Here is a 2694-nt window from a genome sequence, read left to right as displayed (position 1 = left end):
ACGTAGCTGCGTGGGTGAACCACCAGCGACACCGCAGTCGCCAGCACCTGCGGCATCACATAAGCCACGACCCCGGATGCAATGGAAGACATGGCCAACGTGCCCACACACAGGTTGCCCACCACGATGGCCACCATGAAATGGCGGCCGTCGACATCGGCGTGGCTGAACCACACCCAGATCGCGATGGACCACAACACGGACACCGCCGCCGCTCCCATCAGCACGCGCGTCAAGGCCCAGGGGGTGGCCAGCAGATAGGAGCGGCGTTGACGAGGCCACCAGACGGACCAGACGTACAGCGTCCACCCAATCTGCGCCGTGATCCAGGCCACCATGAATGCCCAGCCGGCGGCGTTGGTGAAGATGCCGGCCGTCAAAATGGCAAACGCGAGGTTGACGAACAACACGAACGGGACGGTCCGGTGCTGGCTGCGCAAATGCATGGCGCGCACCTCCGGCCAAGGTGCCTCCGTGGCCAGGCGAAGCACACGGTCCTGGCCCCAGGCGTTGGCCCAGGCGGCATCCAGACGGTGCAATACCGCGGTGATGGCTTTCATCCTCCCTCCCCCACTCCTGCTGCCGTGGCGGGGTACATGCCTGCGCCACAGCCGCTTGTTTTTTCGGTCAAACGCGAGATTATTGATCCGGCATCATTGAACTTGAATCAAGCGGCATAACGAACCGGACCATGCTCGAAGTATTTGCGAATCCGCTCAGGTTGACGCTGCACGCTGCGCAGGTGGTGCGCCGTGGCCTTGACCAGTTGCAGCTTCGTGCGTGCCGGTGCCAGCTTCGTGACCGCTTGCTTGATGTCCGCATTGGCCATCTCATCGGGGTTGAGCTCCGGGCTGTAGCTGGGCAGGTAGAACACCTCAATCGCCTCGGCGTGGTCAGCCAGCCAGGCCTTGACCGGCTTGGCGTGATGCACCCTCAGGTTGTCCAGGATCAGGTAAATCTTCTTGGTCGCCCCCTTGATCAGTCGGCGCAGGAAGTCGATCAGGATGTTCGTGTTGAGAGCACCGTCGAAGATGCTCCAGCGCATCTGTCCCTTGTTGGTGACGGTGGAGATCACCGACAGGCCATGACGCTTGTTGTTGACCCGGATCACCGGCGTCTGGCCCTTGGGCGCAAAGCCACGCCCACGCACGTCGTCGCTGCGCAGACCGCTCTCGTCGCCCCAGTGGATCTCGGCACCTTCCGCCTTGGCGCGGGTGGCAATCACCGGGTAGTCCTCCTCGAGCCACTTCTTGACTGCAGCAGGCGACTGCTCGTACGCCTTTTTCATGGGCTTTTGCGGCGTGAAGCCCCAGCGTGCCAAGTACAGGCCCATCGTGCGCACAGGCAGGCGAATGCCAAGGCGATGTTCAATCAGTTCTGCCACGGCCGCTCGCGTCCACAGCGCATAGGGCATCTTCAACTGGTCCGGGGTCTTGTCCGCAATGAGCTTCTGGATCAGGGCCTCTTGCGTCGCGTCCAGCAGGCGACCGTCGCCACGCTTTCGCCCGTGGGGCGCATCGCGCAAGGCTTTCGCCCCGGCCTGCTCATGACGCTTGCAGATGTCAAAGACGCCGGTGCGGCTCAGCCCAGTTTGTTGAGCAATCTGCTCGTAGGTCTGGCCCGCATTGCGAAGTCGGATGACCTGCACGCGCCGCTCATGCCGCGCATCGCGCGACAGCTTTCTCATGTCGGTTGCTTCCATCACCATCAGATGATGACGCAATAAAAAAATTCAAGTTAAATTCTTCCGAATCAATAGGTCGCGCTATACGCTGGCGTACAAGCAGAAGGCGGTGCGGCTTGTGCAATCGGGGCAGAGCATGGCGACGGTTTCGCGCAGCCTGGGGCTGGTGGAGCAAACGGCTCTGGTGCAAACGTGGTTGACGCCGGTAGCATGGGCGGCATGAAGGCGACAACGGATCTGTTCAAGGGGAGGCACTATGAGCGCGAGATCATCATCTTGTGCGTGCGCTGGTACTTGCGTTTCAAGCTGAGCTTGCGCGACCTGGTGGAAATGATGGCCGAGCGCGGGGTGCACATCGCGCACACAACGATCCTGCGTTGGGTGCAGCGCTTCGCGCCGGAATTTGTGAAGCGCTGGAACCGCTTTGCTCGACCGGCGGGACGTTCGTGGCGAGCCGACGAAACCTATGTCAAGTTGCGTGGCCGATGGGTGTATCTGTACCGCGCCGTTGACCGCGATGGCCACACGGTGGACTTCCGGCTCAGCGAGCATCGCGATGTACGTGCGGCCAAGGCGTTCTTTCGCAAAGCGTTGCGCACACAGGGCCGGGCCCCGGAATCGATCACGCTGGACGGCTACGCCGCCTCGCATCGCGCAGTGCGCGAGTTACCTGGTGAGGATCAACGTTGGAAGCGAACGCGGCTGCGTTCGTCGAAGTACCTGAACAACCGTATTGAGGCTGACCATCGAAACGTGAAGGCGCGCCTGGGACCCATGCTGGGCTTCAAGAGTCTGGCCAACGCCGCCACCACGATCGCTGGCATCGAGCTGATACATCGCATCCGTAAGGGGCAGTTCGCCTTGGGAGGTTTGCGTGTTCATGGCCAAAGTGCGCCCGGGATTTGGAACGCCGTGCTTTCGGCCTGATCGGCCATGCCATCGGCCTGAGAAGGCTCCGCCCGCTCCCCAGTTTGCACCAGAGCCCGGCGAAACACCTTGGCCAGCACCGG

The 2694-nt window shown here is 62.0% G+C and carries 3 protein-coding genes; 1 reads left to right on the top strand and 2 read right to left on the bottom strand.

The features are described 5' to 3' along the window. Positions 1-446, bottom strand: a 446-nt coding sequence (locus ACK59X_RS13950; RefSeq protein WP_409957936.1) for a hypothetical protein, incomplete at its 3' end; no start/stop codon positions are given. Positions 447-667: 221 nt separating this feature from the next. Beyond that, on the bottom strand, positions 668-1702 hold the full coding sequence (locus ACK59X_RS13945) for an IS630 family transposase (protein ID WP_409957934.1): 1035 nt from the start codon (positions 1700-1702) through the stop codon (positions 668-670). Positions 1703-1903: 201 nt separating this feature from the next. Between ACK59X_RS13945 and ACK59X_RS13940 the strand changes: the two genes are divergently transcribed. Further along, on the top strand, positions 1904-2611 hold the full coding sequence (locus ACK59X_RS13940) for an IS6 family transposase (RefSeq protein ID WP_409957938.1): 708 nt from the start codon (positions 1904-1906) through the stop codon (positions 2609-2611). The last annotated feature ends 83 nt before the right edge of the window (positions 2612-2694 follow it).

Source organism: Acidovorax sp., from assembly GCF_046339755.1.
Classification (GTDB): Bacteria; Pseudomonadota; Gammaproteobacteria; order Burkholderiales; family Burkholderiaceae_C; genus Acidovorax.
This window is presented reverse-complemented; position numbering and strand designations above follow the sequence as displayed.

Coding starts and splice junctions, on each gene's coding strand:
- ACK59X_RS13945 (WP_409957934.1), bottom strand. CDS start 1,702: ATGGAAGCAACCGACATGAGAAAGCTGTCGCGCGATGCGCGGCATGAG.
- ACK59X_RS13940 (WP_409957938.1), top strand. CDS start 1,904: ATGAAGGCGACAACGGATCTGTTCAAGGGGAGGCACTATGAGCGCGAG.